Below are 18,864 nucleotides of genomic sequence, written 5' to 3'. Positions count from 1 at the left end.
TCATAACTGCAGTTTGCCAATTGGCGAGGGGGAAAACCGCTCGGACTTTCGCCGTATGATGGAAAAATGACGAGAGAGCGCGGCGAAGAATAAAGGGCTGAAGCGTGACCGGCAGATATGATGTGATCGTCCTTGGCGCAGGCGCTGCCGGCATGATGTGCGCCATCCGCGCCGGCCAGCGCGGTCGGTCCGTTCTCGTGCTCGATCATGCCGCCGCACCCGGCGAAAAGATCCGCATTTCCGGCGGCGGCCGCTGCAATTTCACCAATATCCATGCCGGTCCGAAGAACTTCCTGTCCGCCAATCCGCATTTCGCCAAATCGGCGCTGGCGCGTTTCACGCCTGCCGATTTTCTGGCCATGGTCGAGCGCCATGGCATCGGCTGGCATGAAAAGACGCTCGGCCAACTCTTCTGCGATGATAGCGCCAAGGATATCATCCGCATGCTGACCGACGAGATGCGTGCGGCCGGTGCGCAACTGCGACTGCGAACGGAGATCAGCGGCATCGAGCAGAAGGCGGGCGGCTATCGTGTCAGCACATCCGAAGGCGCCTTCGAAGCATCCTCGCTGGTCGTCGCCACGGGCGGGAAGTCGATCCCGAAGATGGGCGCGACAGGTTTTGCCTATCGCATTGCCGAGCAATTCGGCGTGCCTGTCGTCGAAACGCGGCCGGGCCTTGTGCCGCTGACGCTCGATCCGCAATTGCTTCAGCGTCTGGCTCCGTTGTCGGGCATTGCTGCCCCCGCCGAGATCCGCCACGGCAAGACGGCATTCCGCGAGGCCCTGCTCTTTACCCATCGCGGCCTCAGCGGCCCCGCCATTCTGCAGATTTCCTCCTATTGGCGGGAAGGCGAGGACATCACCGTCGCGATCGAGCCCGATATCGACATTTTCGCACTGCTGAAGAAGGCCAAGCAGGTCAATGGCCGGCAATCTGCGCAGACGGCGCTTGCGGAAATCCTGCCGAAACGGTTGGCTCAGCACATTGTCGAGAGCGAGGGCATTTCCGGCAACATGGCCGATCTGTCGGACAAACGCCTGCAGCAGCTCGCGGCTTCTATTCAGTCCTGGCCGGTCAAACCTTCCGGATCGGAAGGCTATCGCACCGCCGAAGTGACCCTCGGCGGCATCGATACGGCTTGCCTCGATTCGCGGACGATGCAGGCGAAAACCAATCCCGGCCTGTTCTTCATCGGCGAATGCGTCGACGTGACCGGCTGGCTCGGCGGCTATAATTTCCAATGGGCGTGGGCCTCCGGGCATGTAGCCGGCGAAGCGGCTTGAACTGCCGTTTCAAGGCCTTGTCGGCGCCTTGAGAAAATGGAACCGGCCTCTGTTTCTCGCGTTTTCCTTTCCTACATTATTAGTGAATACATTGGCAGTTGCCGAAAGCACCATTTGCCGGTTATCGTGTCAGTGCGAAAATGGGAATATACTCATGAACAGAACACATCGTCGCGCTCGCGCTATTGCAATCGCTCAGACCCGTGACAATGCCAAGCTTTTGGCGGCAAGACTGTTGATGTTGGCGACCGGCGTTACTGCCGCTTGCATCGCCTACCTTACCGTACGCGGCTTCTGATTTCAGCCGCCACATTGCTCTTGGCCGTCGTCGAACGGCAGCCTTGGCTCGCGCACAGAGATAGATCTCTCCCTCCGCTTTTCAGCGTTCGATTGTATGCTGCGGGTCACACTACATCCTTATCTGAAAATTAATTAATCACGCCGACAATCCCTGTCGATTTCTTGGGGCGCTCTACTGCAAGCTGGAGCCGAAGCAATGATTGCTTCCCGACTTATACTCGGGAACCCCGCCTGCTGATATTTCAAGAATGATGATTATACATCCGGTCAGCGCCGAGGCGGCGTCGACGGGGGAGCGGTGTGTGAGAGGTCTGGGCCAAAATGTTCATTGACAAGATATTGTCGCGTTTCAACATCAAGACGAAAGTTCTGATATTCGTCCTGCCGTTCGTCATCAGCATTTCCGCCGTGGGCCTTACCGGGCTTTATGCGTCGGGCCTGCTTCAGGGCCGCATGGAGATCTCCAACAGCGTCCTGCAGTCCCTGACCGGGTTCAAGAACCTCTATGGTTCCATGGATGACTTCCTGCGCATCACGAACACACAGCAGCGCGACAAGCTCTATGAGGACATCAAGTCGCAGCAGGGCGTGCTGAATGCGACTCTCGGCCAGCTCGGTGCGGATGCGGATGGTCGCGACAATCTGACCGACGCGATGGCAAAGACCGCCGACATGTCCAACCTCGTCGGCAGGCTGTGGTCTCTGCACGAACAGGAACTCTCGCTGCGCAAGACGATCGACGACGCCCAGCGCGCCTTGATCAGTGCCCGCTTCAACGTCAATTTCAACAGCCAGCAGCTGGAAGACCGGATGCGTCAGGACCAGGCGGACGCGACCTCCACGTTGCGCTCCGCCGACCGCCTGCTGAAGGGCGGCGATATGCTGGCCTCTGTTGCCGAAGACTTCAACAAGGCCGCGACACCGGCCGACAAGGTCAAGGTACTGAAGGACCGGCTGCCGGACCTGAACAAGGCGCAGCGCTCCATCGACCTTGCCTTGCCGCAGAACCAGAAGAGCGTTGTCCAGTCGCTCGTGGGTACCATCAAGGATCTTGCTGCCTTCACCGAAAGCACGGATATTCCGACCGACGATACGATCACCAATATCAGCCGGCTGCTTTCGCGCTTCCGCCAGACCTCGACCTATACGCAGCTGACGGCGACGCAGATGATGCGCCAGGCGACCACGACCTTCGTCTCCCTCGATGCCCGAGTCGCACAGACCAATTCGGTCCTGCAGGACACGCGCCGCCTTGAAGACTCGATCTATTCGCTGCAGCTCGTGCTGGCCGATTTCAACGCCAATACGAACAAGGACAATCTCGTCCGCCTGCGCCAGGAAGTCTCCAAGCTCGGTGGCGATATCGATACGCTGAACCAGAGCGCGAAGAGCATGGATTTCGCCGGCGACATCGACTCGGCCATTCGTCCGGCCATCAAGTCCATGGATGAGGCCGGCGGCAAGCTGGTCGATACCATCAATCAGCGGATCGGCGAATATGCCAGTGCCCGCCAGCAGCTCGATCAGGTCTGGGGCCAGCTGACCGCTTTCGCCGAGACGCAGAAGCAGAGCGCCGGCAGCGAGCGCAACCAGGCAAATTCCATATCCATCCTGGCAACTGCACTTGGCATCATCCTCTCGGTTGCTGGTGGCATCGCGCTCGTCCTGACCCTGCAGCGTCCGATCGGGCAGATCACCGCCGCCATGCGCCGCATCGCCGATGGCATGCTGGAGACTTCGATCTCCGGCGAGCAGCGTCGCGACGAGATCGGCGACATGGCCAGAGCCCTCGGCATCTTCAAGGAAAACGCCATTTCGAAGATCCGCATCGAGGAGCAGAGTGACGAGGAGCGTGCTGCCGCAGAGCACGAACGCCAGCGCAACGATGCCGAAAAGCGCGAGCTCGACCGTCAGATCGACTATGCCGTCAGCGAGCTTGCCGCCGGTCTCGAGCGCCTTGCCCAGGGCGATATCTCGGCGACGATCGACACGCCTTTCATCGGCCGCCTCGAGCAGCTGCGCCAGGACTTCAACAGTTCGCTGTCCCGCCTGCAACAGACGCTGAGCCAGGTCCGCAGCAATGTCGAGATGATCCAGAGCAACGGCGCTCAGATGGCGGCTTCCGCCGAGGATCTCTCCAAGCGCACCGAGCAGCAGGCCTCATCGCTGGAGCAGACCGCCGCTGCCGTCGACCAGATCACCACGACGGTCCGTTCATCTGCCGAGCGCGCGAAGGACGCGGATGCAATCGTGCGCGAAGCCAAGCGCAGTGCCGATGACAGCTCTGTCGTCGTCGGCAACGCCATCGATGCCATGTCGCGTATCGAGGAGGCCTCGCGCCGGATCGAGCAGATCATCGGCGTCATCGACGAGATCGCTTTCCAGACCAACCTTCTTGCGCTCAATGCCGGTATCGAAGCCGCCCGCGCAGGCGATGCGGGCAAGGGCTTCGCGGTCGTCGCCATGGAGGTGCGCGAGCTGGCACAGCGCTCGGCCGCTGCCGCCAAGGAGATCAAGGGGCTCATCAACAAGTCGACCGAGGAGGTCAATTCCGGTTCGCAGTATGTGCAGGAGGCCGGTTCGGTGCTCGCGCGGATCAGCAGCCAGATCGTGACGATCAGCCACCACGTGGAGATGATCGCCCGCGCCAGCCACGATCAGGCAAGCGCGCTGCAGGAGGTCAACTCCTCGGTCAATCACATGGATCAGATGACCCAACAGAATGCCGGCATGGTAGAAGAAACCACGGCGGCGAGCCGCGAGCTCGCCACCGAGGCCGATGCCCTGCTGCACCTTATCCTGCAGTTCAAGATCGAGACCGGCTATAGCGCGAACTACATGCGTGAGCAGGCGGCCTGACCGCAGCGGGCGTTGCTATCGCAGGCGGATCGGCCCATTTCCGGCCGGTCCGCCTTTTTCATTGCCTGGAGTCGGGTGCTCAAAGCGACAAATATCCGCTCAATCCATATGAAGAGCCGCGGCGGCTCGAGCCCGTAGTCAAGGTAGAATAAATCTTCGTTGCAGCGCCATTGCTCTTCGCGCGCCAGGCTCTGTATTTCTATGGCTTTCGCCAGGGCCATGCTGTCCATCATGAGATGTCTCCTTCCGTGAGGCATCCCTTCAACTACACATACGAATTTGCTTTATAAACAGCCATGATCATCTTATGTTTTTCAATTATGAAAAACACGACATGGGATTCCTATCAGCTTTTTCTGGATGTCGCCCGTGGTGGCGGCCTGACCGGCGCGGTTGCTTCCAGCGGCTTGAGCCCGGCGACGATCGGCCGGCGCATGCTGGAGCTGGAGGGACAGATCGGACGCCCGCTGTTCGAGCGTAGCCAGGCTGGCTACACGCTGACCGGCAATGGCCAGGCGCTGTTCGACCAACTGCTGGAGATGGAAGCCGCCGCCCGCAAGGTCGATAGCTGGCAGCGCGATGCTCAGGGTGCATCGATCGTGCGTATCGCTGCCGGCACCTGGGTCGGCTGGCTGCTCAGCCAGAACATGCCGACTATCTGCTCTGAACGTGACGGGTTTGGCATCGACCTTCATCTCGGCGAACGCCGCGCCAGCCTCGCCCATCGCGAAAGCGATATCGGCATCCGTGCCTTCGAGCCGGAGGAGACCAATCTCGCCGCCATCAAGATCGGCGATGTCGCCTATGCTGCCTATCAGGCCCGCAACATGCGCTTTTCCGGCCCGCAGCGCTGGATCGCGGTAGCGGAGGAGGAGGCGATCTCGGCCTATCTGCGCTGGCCGCACCAGAACAAGCGCGAGGAAATCGTTTTCACGGTCAGCCGGCCGCGTTCGCTACGCGATCTGGTGCTTGCCGGCTCCGGCATTGCCGTTCTGCCCTGCTTCGTCGGCGACCAGGAGCCGTGGCTGGCGCGGGTCGGCGAGGAAATTCCGGAGCTGCGCCATCGGCAGTGGATCGTCATGAACAATGCCGACCGTCATCGCCGGGAAATCCGCACCGTGGTCGACCGCATGACCAAATTGCTGAAAAGCCACGCCGAGCTCTTTGCCGGCAAGCGTCCGACCTATCTGTAAAGAAACCCGCGGCAATTGACCGCCGATCGTGCTTCGTCACCGAGCTGCGTCGCCCCAGCGATATTCGACCGTGGCCTCGTCAAGCTTCGCCTTCAGTTCCGGATCAAGCTTCAGGTCGATGGCGGCCAGCGTGTCCGTGAGCTGTTCGGGGCGGCTGGCGCCGATAATGGCTGACGTGATGACCGGATTGGCGGCCACCCAGGCGACGGCAAGCTTGGTCAGCGATTGCCCGGCCTCTTCGGCTATGCCGCGCAACTTCTCGATCGTGGCAAATTCGCGTTCATGCCAATAGCGCTGCAGATAATTGCTGCCGGCGCTGCGCAGCTGCGCGCTGAAGCGACCTTCTGTCGGTGCGACATCGTGCTTGTGCTTACCGGTAAGGAGGCCGCCGGCGATCGGGTTGTAGGGGATGACGGCGAGGTGCTGTTCTTCGGCAAGCGGCAGAAGCTCGCGCTCGATCTGGCGGAACAAGAGATTGTAGCGCGGCTGCACCGACACGAAGCGCGCGGTGCGCAGGAAATCGGCGCGGCCGAGCGCCAGTGCCAGCCGGTAGGCGAGGAAGTTCGACACGCCGACATAGCGGGCCTTGCCGGAGCGCACGATGGTATCGAGCGCCTCCAGCGTCTCGTCGATCGGCGTCTCGCGATCGTCCGAATGCAGCTGGTAAAGGTCGACATAATCGGTGCCCAGGCGCCGCAGCGAAGCGTCGATGGCGTCGAGAAGATGCTTGCGCGACGCGCCCTGATCCCAAGGAGACGGGCCGACCTTTCCGACAGCCTTCGTCGCGACGATGAAGCGGTCGCGCTTGCCCTTCAGCCAGCGGCCGACAATCTCCTCGGTGCGGCCGGCAAGCTGCTCGCCGCCGCCGAGCGGGTAGACATCGGCGGTGTCGATGAAATTGACTCCGGCATCGGCCGCCTTGTCGAGAATGGCATGGGCGATCTCTTCCTGCTCGATCTGCAGGCCGAAGGTCATCGTGCCGAGACACAGGCGCGAGACGCTGAGACCGGTATTGCCGAATTTTTGATACTGCATGATAGGTCCCCGCTGATGGGTTTGAGTTTGCCCGCTGGGCAGGATGGCGAAACAGGCGTGAGAATGTTTGTGGACGAGAACGTCTCGATGTTAGCAAAGCCTGCTTCCGCATTCACGTGCGAAGCAAGCCCTGCATTCACAATTGCGTGCGAACGGCATTGTCTCTTGGCGGGCAATTTTGCTTGGAGATCGGTCGTTTTCGGGGAAAACGGCTAAAGCTTATGCCGGCTTGCTTTTTCCCTTGTCGCCTTCCGATTTCCTTTCTAGTCTAGCGGGAAAAACAGAGGGTTGGGTATCGCCTGGATGCCCTTGAACAAAACAGGAGAGACTATGAAGTCCATGTTCGCACGGCTTGCAGCAACGGCGTTTGCCGTCGTTTCGCTGGCAACGGTCGCTCAGGCAGAAGACAAGGTCGTCAATATCTACAACTGGTCGGATTATATCGACAATTCGATCCTGGAGGATTTCACCAAGGAAACCGGCATCAAGGTCGTCTACGATACCTTCGACCAGAACGAGACGCTGGAAACCAAGCTGCTGGCCGGCAAGACCGGCTACGACATCGTCGTCCCGACCGCCTATTTCCTGCAGCGCCAGATCAAGGCCGGCGTCTTCCAGAAGCTCGACAAGTCCAAGCTGCCAAACATCTCCAACATGTGGGATACGGTGCAGCAGCGCATCGCCACCTATGATCCTGGTAACCAATACGCCATCGACTATATGTGGGGCACGAGCGGTGTCGGCTACAACGTCGACAAGGTGAAGCAGATCCTCGGCACCGACGACGCTCCCGATATCAACGTGATCTTCGATCCGAAGCTCGCCGCAAAGTTCAAGGATTGCGGCATTTACGTGCTGGATTCACCGACCGACGTCATCCCGGCCGCGCTGCGCTATCTGGGCCTCGACCCGAATTCGACAAAGCAGGAGGACTTCAAGAAGGCCGAGGATCTCCTGACCGCGATCCGTCCCTTCGTGCGCAAGTTCCACTCCTCCGAATACATTAACGCGCTTGCCAATGGCGATATCTGCCTGGCGTTTGGTTATTCCGGCGACGTGCTGCAGGCCCGCAACCGCGCCGCCGAAGCGAAGAACGGCGTCAACATCGCCTATTCGATTCCCACCAAGGGCGCGCAGATGTGGTTCGACGTCATGGCGATCCCTGCCGATGCGCCGCATGTCGAGGAGGCGCATATCTTCCTCAACTACATCATGAAGCCTGAGGTCATCGCCAAGGCCAGCAACTTCACTGCCTATGCCAACGGCAACAAGGCGTCGCAGCAGTTCGTGAGCAAGGATGTACTCGATGATCCGGCCGTTTATCCCACGGATGCGGTTCGCGAGAAACTGTACACGCTGACCCCTTGGGACTCTAAAACGCAGCGCTTGGCGACGCGCTTGTGGACAAAGGTCACGACAGGCCAATAAATCGAAGCGGCCCGGACGGCAACGTCCGGGCCTTTCCTTATGAGGATAAAGTCAGGAATCACGAACGTGCCGGGATGGGGAAGAGCCGGCGCGACGCGCGCTACAATGGCGTTCAATTGGGGATAGATAATGAAGTCACTCGGTAATATCCGGCGTTCTTTTGCTCCTTGGATCGATCCTTCGGCCAAGCCTTACATTTCCTTCAAGAACGTGACCAAGAAGTTCGGAGATTTCACCGCCGTCGATAACCTCTCCCTGAATATCTACAATCGTGAATTCTTTGCCCTTCTCGGCGCATCCGGCTGCGGCAAATCTACGCTTTTGCGCATGCTCGCGGGCTTCGAACAGCCGACGACGGGCGAGATCGTGCTCGATGGTCAGGATCTCGCCGGTACGCCGCCCTATCGCCGCCCAGTCAACATGATGTTCCAGTCCTACGCGCTGTTTCCGCATATGTCGGTGGAAAAGAACATAGCCTTTGGCTTGCGCCAGGATGGCATGCCGAAAGCTGAGATCGACGATCGAGTCGGGCAGATGCTGAAGCTCGTCAAGCTGGAGCAATTCGCCAAGCGCAAGCCCAATCAGCTGTCCGGCGGCCAGCGCCAGCGCGTGGCCTTGGCCCGCTCGCTTGCAAAGCGCCCGAAAGTGCTGCTGCTTGACGAACCCCTTGGCGCGCTCGACAAGAAGCTGCGCGAAGAGACGCAGTTCGAACTCATGGATCTGCAGCAGAGCCTGGGGCTGACCTTCGTCGTCGTCACCCACGACCAGGAAGAAGCAATGACCATGGCCGACCGCATCGCGGTCATGAGCCACGGCAAGGTGGTGCAGGTGGCAACGCCGGCCGAGATCTACGAGGCGCCCAATTGCCGCTTCGTTGCAGACTTCATCGGCGATGTGAACATCCTCGACGGCAACGTCACCTCGGCACAATCCGGCATCGTCGAGATAGCGGTCGAATCGGGCTTCACGGTGCGCACGGCTTCCGGAGACACGCCCTCGGCGGGAAGCCGAGCCAGCCTCGCCATCCGTCCGGAGAAGCTCAGAGTGACGCCGCGCCCGCCGGCCAATGCCTCGGTCAATGCGGCCGAAGGCGAGATATGGGATATCGCCTATCTCGGCGACATGACCGTCTTCCACGTCAAGCTGAAGAGCGGGCAGGTGGTCAAGGCCTCGTCGCTGAACGCTGTCCGCGCCGTGGAAGAGCCATTCGCCTACGACCAGAACGTCTGGGTCTCCTTCGACGAAAATGCCGGCGTCTTGCTGAAGGATTGATCATGAAAGCGCTCGGTTCCCTAATCTATCAGCGCCTCGTGATCATCGTTCCCTATGCTTGGTTGCTGATCTTCTTTCTCGCGCCCTTCCTCATCGTCTTCCGCATCTCGCTGTCGACGAAGGCCTTGTCGGTGCCGCCCTACGACCCGTCCTTCGCCTGGAGCGACAGTTTCAGCGACTGGTGGGACAAGCTGCAGACCATGTCGTTCGACAATTACACATGGCTTGCCGGCGACCCGCTCTATATGAACGCCTATATCGAGAGCCTGCAGATCGCCGGCATCTCTACGTTATTGACGCTGATCATCGCCTATCCGATCGCTTATGGCATGGCGCAGGCGCCGCGCACGATCCGGCCGACCTTGCTGATGCTGGTCATCCTGCCCTTCTGGACGAGCTTTCTGATCCGCGTCTATTCCTGGATGTCGATCCTGAGCACGACGGGCCTGTTGAACCAGTTGCTGATGGCGCTCGGCATCATCCATGAGCCGCTCGTCATCCTGAACACCAATACCGCCGTCTATATCGGCATGGTCTATTCCTACCTGCCGTTTATGGTGCTGCCGCTCTATTCCGCGCTGGAAAAGATGGACGGCACGCTGATAGAGGCCGCGCAGGATCTCGGCTGCACGCCGATCGGCGCCTTCTGGCGCGTCACCTTTCCGCTCTCGGTTCCTGGTGTTATCGCCGGCTGCATGCTGGTCTTCATCCCAGCTGTCGGTGAGTTCGTCATCCCCGACCTGCTCGGCGGCTCGCAAACCCTGATGATCGGCAAGGTGCTCTGGACGGAATTCTACAGCAATACAGACTGGCCGCTCGCCTCGGCGGTGGCGACCATCCTGCTTCTGGTGCTGGTGGTGCCCATCGTCTTCTTCCAGCATTTCCAGGCGAAAGCCGATGAGAAGGGGAGATAACTTATGATCCGCTGGTCCCGCTTCAACATCGTCTCGGTCACCCTCGGTCTGGCCTTCCTCTACCTGCCGATCCTGCTGCTGGTCATCTATTCATTCAACAGCTCGCGCCTCGTCACCGTCTGGGGCGGCTTCTCGACGCAATGGTACGTGCACCTCTTCAGCAATGATACGATGCTGAGCGCCGCCTGGCTTACAGTGCGCATCGCGTTGCTCTCGGCGACGATTGCGACGGTGCTCGGCACGCTCGCGGCCATTACCCTTGTGCGCTATACGCGCTTCCGCGGCCGCATTCTGTTTTCGGGCATGATCTATGCGCCGCTGGTCATGCCAGATGTCATCACCGGCTTGTCGCTGTTGCTGCTCTTCGTCACGTCAGGCGTCGATCGCGGCTTCTGGACGATCGTCATGGCGCATACGACGCTCACCATGTGCTTCGTCGCCGTTGTCGTGCAGTCGCGCCTGCTGACCTTCGATCGCTCGATCGAGGAAGCGGCGATGGATCTCGGTGCGCCGCCGGTGCGCACCTTCTTCGAGGTGACGCTGCCGATCATCGCACCGGCGGTCTTCTCCGGCTGGGTGCTGGCACTCACCCTGTCGCTCGACGATCTGGTCATTGCCACTTTCGCTTCGGGTGCCGGCGCCAAGACCCTGCCGATGCTGATCTATAGTCAGGTGAAGCTTGGCGTGACGCCGGAAATCAACGCCATCTGCACCATCCTGATCGGCGTGGTCGCCGTGGGCGTTATCTGCGCCTCCATCGCGACGAAGCGCCGGGAGGTCCAACGGCAGAGGGACGAGCAGGCGGCTGCAGCAGCTTGAAGTGCTGCGGCTGAACGGCGTGAAAGAACTACGGCTGTTGCATGGGCTTCTGCAGAAGCGTTGCGACCGGCGAAATCACCGGATTCGGCCAGCTGCCGCCGATGAAGAAGGGCAGCATCGGCAGTTCGTCCGCGTCGGAGGGCGAGGTCGCCTCGAGCGCGCCGGAGAGTGCCAGCCCGTTGGTGCGGAACGGAACGACGCCGTTGAAGCTGATCGTTTCGTTGCGGCCCGCAATGGCTGCGTTCTGCACCTCGGCGGACCCCTTCGCAAAACTGGCATCCACGCTGATGCTATCGAAGTCGAAAGAAGAATCGGCGATATCGCTCATCCGGAAGAAAGCCTTCTCGGCGGCGAGCGTTCGGAAGGTCGAGATATCGAATTGGCGAAACGATCCTGCCGACGAGGTGAAGTGCAGCGTGCCGGCGACGTCGCTGAGCGTGGCAACCCAGATCGGCTTCGAGGTGCTGAGCGAAAGATCCAGTGAAGCCGATGAGGGCATCGGCAACGGGCCTACCAGCTTCAGGCGCGTGAAGAGGCCACCAAAATCGGCGTTGCGGATCGATATCTGCAATTTGCCGCCGCCATCGAAATCGCCTGGTGCGACCTCCAGATGCGCGGTCAGCGAACCGCTCTCGAAGCTGCTGTCGCCTATGTCGAATTTCGCCTTGCCGCCTGCCACCAGCAGGCTGGCGCCGATATTCTCGAACTGGAAGGGGCCGAGAGCTGCCTTGCTCGACGACAGCCGCATATCGAGATCGAGCCGCTGCAGCGGATTGCCGTTCAACAGCGCATCAATCGCGGTTTCCGCGGCCAGACGCATGGAGAAGGCGGCCAGGAACGGATTGAGGTTCATCTGGTCGAAGGCAAGCGTACCGGAAATCTTCGGCTTGCCCGATTTCGTATAGTTCAGATCCATGATGCCGGAAGCGGCGGAATCGTTGACTTTGAAGCTGAGGTTGTTGAAGCGCAGGCCGTTATCGATTGCTGCGATATTGGCGCTGAGCGAAATATTCTTAAGGGCGTCGGCTGCCGGCAGGTGCTGCCCGCTCCAGGCGATGAAGGAGGGCACGTTGGGCACACTCAGATCCAGATTGCCCGAAAGTGCCGAAAAATCCGATATGCTGGTAATGCCTGTATAGGTCCAGCTGATCAGCGGCGAAACGAAGCTGGTCGTGGTGTTCACATTCTTGCCGGCGAAGAAGAGCAGGGGCTGCGTCGAGTCGAAGTTCAGCTTGATGTCCTGACCGTTGAAGCGGGCAAGAATGACAGCGCTCAGCGACTGGGAAAGCCGCGGCCAGGCGATGTCGGCATTGACGGCGTTCAGCTTGTAGATGCTGCCGCTGCGCTCGTCGGTCATTTCGACGCTTCCGTCCTCGATAGTCAGCATGCCGATGGCGGCATCCTGTTCCTTGCTCATCCGCATGCCCTGGCCGGAGGAGGTTTCGGCCTGTTCGATCGCCTTGGAAAGGCGGCCTTCGTTCGTCCAGTCGATCAGGCCGTTCTCGTCGCGGCGGATATAGAGGATCGGGCGCAGGAAATGGAATTCGTGAAAATGCGCATGCCCGCGGATCGCCGACCATAGCGAGAAATCCGCGGAGAGGCTGTCGACATGGCCGAGGACCTTGCCGTTTCGCGACGGCTCACGGATGGTGACCTGATTGAGCGTCACGCGCGGGGTCGGCCAGAATTCGAGCGTCGGGTCGCCTTCGATCTGGGCTCGATATCCCGTCCAGTCCGATAATGCCTTCTCGATGCCGGAGCGCACCAGACCGCTTGAAATCAGGAAAGGCGCGGTCGCTCTGAAGACAGCGAACACGATGAGGATCGTGAGAAGAATGATGCCGGTCGTGCGAGCAACAGCAGGCAGCCAGCGCGAGGCCGAACGCATCGTCAACCGCCACTTGTTGTTTTTCGAAGCACTCATGATCCCGAGGAGACTCTTGAACTGATAGGGATAATCTGCCTGAGTTTGCCGGATATAGGAAATGTTTGTCGGATGCAAACGTCACGCACTGGCAATGCCCACAACACCATGTTTTATAATGCGCTGCAACATCGCTATATATAGAGCGAAACGCGGGGAGAGAAATATGCAGGATCAGCAGCCGCTCTGGACACCATCGGAAACGTTTCGCCGCCAGAGTCCGATGTTCGCTTTCATGCAGGAATGCAACCGCCGTTTCGACCTCCCGCTGTCCGACTTTGCCAGCCTCCACGCCTGGTCCATCGCCGACCGTGAGAACTTCTGGTCGGCGGTCTGGGATTTCTGCGGTGTGAAGGGCAAGCGCGGTGAACGGGCGTTAATCCATGGCGATGTCATGCTGGATGCCCGCTTCTTTCCCGATGCCGAGCTGAATTTCGCGGAAAACCTGCTCTCGCGAAGCGGCGAGGGCGATGCGCTTGTGTTCTGGGGCGAGGACAAGGTGCGCGATCGCTGGTCGTGGGATCGGCTGGCCGCCATGGTCTCCCGCCTGCAGCAGGCCTATCGCGCCGAGGGTATCGGCAAGGGCGACCGCATCGCTGCAATGATGCCGAACATGCCCGAAACCATCGCCTGCATGCTGGCGGCCGCGTCGATCGGTGCGATCTGGTCCTCCTGTTCGCCGGATTTCGGCGAGCAGGGCGTCATGGATCGTTTCGGCCAGATCGAGCCGAAGCTCTTCATCGCGTGCAGCGGCTATTGGTACAGCGGCAAGCTGCAGGACGTCACAGCAAAGGTCAGCGCCATCGCCCAGCGCCTGAAAGCGCCTACCATAATCGTGCCCTATGCCGGCAATGCCGAAGCCGTCGTGGCAGCGACACCGGGCGCGAGGACCCTTGGTGATCTAGTCGCGCCCTTCGAGGCGAAGCCGGTCGAGTTTGTGCCCGTGTCCTTCTCCCACCCGCTATTCATCCTGTTTTCTTCAGGCACCACAGGCGTTCCGAAATGCATCGTGCACTCCACCGGAGGCGCGCTGCTGCAGCTCCTCAAGGAGCATCGCCTCCATTGCGGCGTCGTGCCCGGCGAAAAGGTCTTCTATTTCACCACCTGCGGCTGGATGATGTGGAACTGGCTGGCGACCGGCCTTGCCGCCGGCGCGACGCTCTGCCTTTACGATGGTTCCCCCTTCGCCCCCGATGGCAGCATTTTGTTCGACTATGCGCAAGAAGAGAAATTCGCGCTGTTCGGCACCTCGGCCAAATATATCGACGCAGTCCATAAGAGCGGCCTGACGCCGAAGACCTCGCATGATCTTTCGAGCCTGCGGCTGATGACCTCCACCGGCTCGCCGCTGTCGCCCGAGGGCTTCACCTTCGTCTATGAGGGCATCAAGGACGATATCCAGCTGGCCTCCATTTCCGGCGGCACGGATATCGTCTCCTGTTTCGTGCTCGGCAATCCGCTGCAAGCGGTCTGGCGCGGTGAGATCCAGGGGCCGGGCCTCGGACTTGCCGTCGATGTCTGGAACGACGAAGGCAAGCCGGTGCGCGGCGAGAAGGGCGAGCTTGTCTGCACCAAAGCCTTCCCCTCCATGCCGGTCATGTTCTGGAATGATCCGGAGCGCGCCAAATATCGGGCTGCCTATTTCGAGCGCTTCGACAATATCTGGTGCCACGGGGATTTCGCAGAGTGGACAGAGCATGGCGGCCTCATCATTCACGGCCGCTCCGACGCCACGCTCAATCCCGGCGGCGTGCGCATCGGCACGGCCGAGATCTACAACCAGGTCGAGCAGATTCCCGAGGTTCTGGAGGCGCTCTGTATCGGTCAGGATTGGGATGATGATGTCCGCGTCGTGCTCTTCGTTCGCCTTGCCGCCGGCGTCTCCCTGACCGAAGATCTCGTCAAGGCGATGAAGACCCGCATCCGCACCGGCGCCTCACCGCGCCATGTGCCGGCCAAGATCATCGCCGTTGCCGATATCCCCCGCACGAAATCCGGCAAGATCGTCGAGCTTGCGGTGCGCGAGGTGGTGCATGGCCGTCCGGTCAAGAACAAGGAGGCGCTCGCCAATCCGGAAGCGCTGGATCTCTTTGCCGGGCTGGAAGAACTCAGAAGTTAAGGTGAGCCTTAAAATTGAGGGGCAAACGATGACCATCGTTTGCTAACCTCGCGTTAAGAAAGCTTGGTCAAAAGTAAAGGCTAACTTGAGGCCGTTCGCATGAGCTGGAGCGGATTGGAGCCACTCTCGGCTCCCGAGACATGAAGTTCCCCGACTCGAGCTTGCTTTCGACAGCATAAACTTCAAAGGCAGCGCGGTTCGCTGCCTTTTTTTCGTTTCCTCGTCACGAATCCGTGTCTGCTCTGTACATTGACGCATTGAGCAAGTATGTGCACGCCTGAAGAAGAGGTTCGCGACGTGCGAACCACGATGATCGCCACCTGATGGTGTGCGAAGAATTCCGAAAGACAGATGATGACTGAATTCGAAGGCATCGCTCCTGCGATCGCCCAGGCTTTGGCGAAGCGCGGGTATGAAACGCTGACGCCGGTGCAAAAGGCCATGCTCGATCCCGGCCTCGCTGGCAAAGATGCGCTTGTCTCGGCTCAGACCGGCTCGGGCAAGACGGTTGCCTTCGGCTTGGCGCTGGCGCCCGGCCTCCTTGACGGCGCGGAACGGTTTGGCCGCGCAGGTGCTCCGCTGGCGCTGGCGATTGCACCGACCCGCGAACTGGCGCTGCAGGTGCAGCGCGAGCTGGAATGGCTCTATGGGCTGACGGGTGCGACCATTGCGTCCTGCGTCGGCGGCATGGACATGCGCACGGAGCGACGCACGCTCGAGCGCGGCGCTCATATCGTCGTCGGCACACCCGGCCGTCTCTGCGATCACATCCGCCGCAACTCGCTCGATATCTCCGAACTCAAGGCCGTTGTGCTCGACGAGGCGGACGAGATGCTTGATCTCGGTTTCCGCGAGGATCTGGAATTCATCCTGGAAGCAGCACCCTCCGAGCGCCGCACCCTGATGTTTTCCGCCACGGTGCCGCGCTCGATCGCCAAGCTTGCCGAAAACTACCAGCGCGACGCTGTCCGCATCGCCACGGCTTCCGAAGCCAAGCAGCATGTCGATATCGACTATCGCGCGCTGACCGTGGTTCCGAGCGACAGGGAAAACGCCATCATCAACGTGCTGCGCTACTATGAGGCGCGCAATGCCATCGTCTTCTGTTCGACGCGCGCCGCCGTCAATCATCTGACGGCCCGCTTCAACAATCGCGGCTTTTCGGTTGTCGCTCTCTCGGGCGAGCTCAGCCAGAACGAGCGCACGCACGCCCTGCAGGCCATGCGCGACGGCCGCGCCCGCGTCTGTATCGCAACCGACGTCGCGGCCCGCGGCATCGATCTGCCGGGCCTGGAACTGGTCATCCATGCCGATCTGCCGACCAATCCGGAAACGCTGCTGCATCGCAGCGGCCGCACTGGCCGCGCCGGCAACAAGGGCGTCAGCGCCATGATCGTGCCGCTGAGCGCCCGTCGCCGCACGGAGCGCCTGCTGGAAGCCGCCCGTATCCGCGCCACCTGGGCAAAGCCGCCGTCAGCCGACGAGGTGAGCCAGCGGGATGATGAGCGTCTTCTCGCCGATCCGGTCTTTACAGCGCCGCTTGCCGAAGACGAGCAGTCGATCGTTCAACAGCTGCTGGAGCGCCATGGCGCCGAGCAGGTGGCAGCTGCATTCCTGCGGCAATATCGCGCCGGCCATTCTGCGCCCGAGGAGCTGCAGGACGTGCCGGCCGAAGGCGAGCGCAGAAAGCCACGTCGGGATGACTTTCCGGTCACGCCACGCGATGAGGGCTCGTCTGCGGGACGCAACGACTTCACCGATGGCCTCTGGGTATCGCTCTCTGTCGGACGCAAGCAGAATGCCGAACCGCGCTGGCTGATCCCCATGCTTTGCCGCAATGGCAATCTGACCAAGCGCGACATCGGCGCCATCAAGATGCAGCCCGAGGAGACCTTCGTCGAGCTCTCGCAGGAGAGTTTCGAGCGCTTCCTCGCGGCCATCGGCCCCGACAAGACCCTCGAGCGCGGCATCCGTGTCAAGCCGCTTGCCGGCGTGCCGGATTTCCAGGCCAAGCGGGAAGGCGGCTTCGCAAAGAAGAAGCCTTTTGCCGACAAGGGCGCCCGCTCGAACGACACGCCCAAGCCGAAATGGAAGTCCGACCGCAAGCCGGAACGGGCGCATGCGGGCGAGGGCGGCATTTCCGAGCGTTCCGACAAGAAGCCCTGGGCGAAAAAGCCCGGCAAACCGGGCTTCGCCAAGAACGACGGCCCGCCAGCAGGCAAGCCGAATTCGAGGGCCAAGCGCAAGGCCGCGCGGGCGCAGGACAATTAACTTCTATCAGCGAGTTCAAGGGGGCGGCGGCCCCCTCGGCGCTATCTCCGCATCTGCCGGCAAGAGGAGACCGGTACTCCCGGCATTGCTACTCGAAGAAGATCAGGCTTGCCGGCGACGGTGGTAGTGGCTTTATCCTCACATTATGAAAACCGGCACGCCTAGCCATCTCAGCCAGGTCCTTCTGCGGGTAGGCCTCGCCTTTTGGCGTACTGGCCAGCATCTCCCATGAGAAAGCGGCGGGGAAGGGCGGGGATACGAGATCATCGTTCGGCACGAATTCCACCGCAACCACCTTACCCTCGGTGCTCAGGCTGGCTCGGCTCTTCCGCAGCAATCCTGCACAGGTTTCCAGGTCGAAGTGATGCAGGAAGTTCGGCAGCAGGATAAGATCATAATCCGTGCCCCAGTCGACTTCGAATGCACTGCCCGGAATGACCTTGTAGCGCTCGGCGACGCCAAATTGCTGCGCATTATGTTTGGCCAATTCCAGAACGGAGCCCCAATCGACCGCAACGATCTCGGCCGAAGGAAAAGCCTTCGCCATCTCGATCCCGAAAAGTCCGTGCCCTGCGGCAATATCAAGTATTTTCCTTGGCTGCATGGGCAAATTGGACATTTCGGCAGCGAGGCTGATGGCGCTGCCGCCTGTGAACGAGCCCATGCCGCGAGCAAATTTCACCCAAACCGGATTGTCCGGAGACATATTTGCCAATCCAATGGATCCGCCGTTGCGGACATAGGAAGCCGGATTGTCTAGGATCTGCTTGAGGATTTCCGGTGCGGCCAGGAATTCGATGGCCGCGCCCATATAGGCTGGCGAATGCCGGTCGAGGAAGACCCGGCTGGATGGTGTCAGAGCGTATTGATTGCCTGTTTTCGTGAGAAAGCCGTTCACAACAAGATAGTCGCACAGAATGCGCACGCCTCTTTCGGCTGCATTTGCTGCGGCCGCCAAGGATGCCGCATTGCTGCCGTCACCGATTAGAGTAAAAAGATCGAGTTCTATGGCGGCTACGATGGCGGCCGTCTTTCGGCACGCAAACATCGCATCGACCACTAGATTAGGTGAAACTTCGCCTACGTCTGCTTCTACTGCCGTCGTTGACATTGGATCCCCCCTTATGTGCCCAATGACCGACCGGAATAGTCGGTCGCAACGATGAATTATCTCACAAAAGGCGACGGACTTTAAGTTTGTCGTCGATAATACTTCAGAGGTACATCAGATATTCTTGATCGGCAGCGCGGTCTTTCATCGTTGCCGCAGAACTTCGCGACACCACGACGTCATAGGTAATCTGTAAGTGGCTGCAGAAGCCGAAAAATGCCTGCCGGTGCAGCACGCGGTTATTCGGCTTGACATTTGGAACGCGTCAGGCAGAAAATTAATTATGGGGTTGCGATCACCCCACGAGGCTACGGCTGAAGAATCGCGTCCTTA

Annotated in this window: 14 protein-coding genes; 10 read left to right on the top strand and 4 right to left on the bottom strand. The window is 60.3% G+C overall.

Going from position 1 to position 18,864, the window contains the following annotated elements:
- Positions 1-104: 104 nt before the first annotated feature.
- From FBZ99_RS12015 to FBZ99_RS12010, 3 genes are all read left to right on the top strand, one after another.
- A complete protein-coding gene (locus FBZ99_RS12015) occupies positions 105-1,286 on the top strand; it encodes an NAD(P)/FAD-dependent oxidoreductase (protein ID WP_113353784.1) in 1,182 nt (393 codons plus the stop codon).
- Positions 1,287-1,440: 154 nt separating this feature from the next.
- Positions 1,441-1,584: a hypothetical protein gene (locus FBZ99_RS33095; RefSeq protein WP_173002499.1), complete on the top strand. Its 144-nt coding sequence runs from the start codon at positions 1,441-1,443 to the stop codon at positions 1,582-1,584.
- 323 nt (positions 1,585-1,907) lie between these two features.
- Positions 1,908-4,445, top strand: a complete 2,538-nt coding sequence (locus FBZ99_RS12010) for a methyl-accepting chemotaxis protein (RefSeq protein ID WP_145633275.1) — start codon at positions 1,908-1,910, stop codon at positions 4,443-4,445.
- On the opposite strand, the gene FBZ99_RS12005 is transcribed toward FBZ99_RS12010, so the two are convergent.
- Entirely contained in the window at positions 4,421-4,678 is a 258-nt protein-coding gene (locus FBZ99_RS12005) for a hypothetical protein (protein WP_113353786.1), read from the bottom strand. The genes FBZ99_RS12010 and FBZ99_RS12005 overlap by 25 nt on opposite strands.
- 87 nt (positions 4,679-4,765) lie before the next feature.
- On the opposite strand from FBZ99_RS12005, the gene FBZ99_RS12000 reads away from it, so the two are divergent.
- Positions 4,766-5,638: a LysR family transcriptional regulator gene (locus FBZ99_RS12000; protein ID WP_145633272.1), complete on the top strand. Its 873-nt coding sequence runs from the start codon at positions 4,766-4,768 to the stop codon at positions 5,636-5,638.
- Positions 5,639-5,674: 36 nt separating this feature from the next.
- On the opposite strand, the gene FBZ99_RS11995 is transcribed toward FBZ99_RS12000, so the two are convergent.
- Positions 5,675-6,673, bottom strand: coding sequence for an aldo/keto reductase (locus FBZ99_RS11995; RefSeq protein ID WP_113353787.1), 999 nt, complete (start codon positions 6,671-6,673; stop codon positions 5,675-5,677).
- Positions 6,674-7,012: 339 nt separating this feature from the next.
- Between FBZ99_RS11995 and FBZ99_RS11990 the strand changes: the two genes are divergently transcribed.
- The 4 genes from FBZ99_RS11990 (at position 7,013) to FBZ99_RS11975 (ending at position 11,106) form a co-directional block, all read left to right on the top strand.
- Positions 7,013-8,101, top strand: a complete 1,089-nt coding sequence (locus FBZ99_RS11990) for a polyamine ABC transporter substrate-binding protein (RefSeq protein ID WP_233788612.1) — start codon at positions 7,013-7,015, stop codon at positions 8,099-8,101.
- A 129-nt stretch (positions 8,102-8,230) separates the two neighbouring features.
- Positions 8,231-9,373, top strand: a complete 1,143-nt coding sequence (locus FBZ99_RS11985; protein ID WP_113353788.1) for an ABC transporter ATP-binding protein — start codon at positions 8,231-8,233, stop codon at positions 9,371-9,373.
- Positions 9,374-9,375: 2 nt separating this feature from the next.
- Positions 9,376-10,287: an ABC transporter permease subunit gene (locus FBZ99_RS11980; RefSeq protein ID WP_113330092.1), complete on the top strand. Its 912-nt coding sequence runs from the start codon at positions 9,376-9,378 to the stop codon at positions 10,285-10,287.
- Between the two features lie 3 nt (positions 10,288-10,290).
- Entirely contained in the window at positions 10,291-11,106 is an 816-nt protein-coding gene (locus FBZ99_RS11975) for an ABC transporter permease subunit (protein ID WP_113330093.1), read from the top strand.
- A gap of 28 nt (positions 11,107-11,134) precedes the next feature.
- Here the strand turns inward: FBZ99_RS11975 and FBZ99_RS11970 are convergent, their stop codons facing one another.
- Entirely contained in the window at positions 11,135-13,030 is a 1,896-nt protein-coding gene (locus FBZ99_RS11970; RefSeq protein ID WP_145633270.1) for an AsmA family protein, read from the bottom strand.
- A 166-nt stretch (positions 13,031-13,196) separates the two neighbouring features.
- Between FBZ99_RS11970 and FBZ99_RS11965 the strand changes: the two genes are divergently transcribed.
- Both FBZ99_RS11965 and FBZ99_RS11960 read left to right on the top strand, forming a co-directional pair.
- Positions 13,197-15,149 (top strand): acetoacetate--CoA ligase, encoded by a 1,953-nt coding sequence (locus tag FBZ99_RS11965; protein WP_145633268.1) that lies wholly within the window; start codon positions 13,197-13,199, stop codon positions 15,147-15,149.
- Between the two features lie 354 nt (positions 15,150-15,503).
- Positions 15,504-17,420, top strand: coding sequence for a DEAD/DEAH box helicase (locus tag FBZ99_RS11960; RefSeq protein WP_145633916.1), 1,917 nt, complete (start codon positions 15,504-15,506; stop codon positions 17,418-17,420).
- 88 nt (positions 17,421-17,508) lie between these two features.
- Here the strand turns inward: FBZ99_RS11960 and FBZ99_RS11955 are convergent, their stop codons facing one another.
- The gene (locus FBZ99_RS11955) at positions 17,509-18,531 is read right to left on the bottom strand and encodes a class I SAM-dependent methyltransferase (protein ID WP_145633266.1); all 1,023 of its coding nucleotides are present in this window, start codon (positions 18,529-18,531) and stop codon (positions 17,509-17,511) included.
- Positions 18,532-18,864 lie beyond the last annotated feature (333 nt).

The sequence above is a fragment of the Rhizobium sp. ERR 1071 genome, from assembly GCF_007828675.1.
In the GTDB taxonomy this organism is placed as follows: Bacteria; Pseudomonadota; Alphaproteobacteria; order Rhizobiales; family Rhizobiaceae; genus Rhizobium; species Rhizobium dioscoreae.
This window is presented reverse-complemented; position numbering and strand designations above follow the sequence as displayed.